Source organism: Paenibacillus xylanexedens (genome assembly GCF_007676705.1).
In the GTDB taxonomy this organism is placed as follows: Bacteria; Bacillota; Bacilli; order Paenibacillales; family Paenibacillaceae; genus Paenibacillus; species Paenibacillus xylanexedens_C.
Window position 1 is genome coordinate 1 of record NZ_VEBF01000875.1, and the last position, 223, is coordinate 223.

1 protein-coding gene is annotated in these 223 nt (G+C 48.0%); it reads left to right on the forward strand.

Annotated elements, in window-relative coordinates:
* Nucleotides 1-37 precede the first annotated feature (37 nt).
* The coding region (locus FS628_RS32460) for a hypothetical protein (protein WP_222125370.1) at nucleotides 38-223 on the forward strand (186 nt) is incomplete at its 3' end.

The following is a 223-nucleotide window of genomic DNA, read 5'->3' on the forward strand; positions in this document are numbered from 1 at the left end:
GGATGATTTTGAAAAGTTGGAGGGGGTGTGTGATGGGGTGATAGAAGTTGAGGTGAGGGGGATTGGGTTGAATGTATGTGTGACGGTGTTGGGGGTGGATGTGGTGGTTGTGTGGAATAAGGGTGGAAATGTGATATTGGGAGGTGTGGAAAGGAGTGGTGTGGAGATAGTTGGTGAGATCGGTTATGGGGGATGGGTTGAGTTTGGTTGCGTTTTTATATAC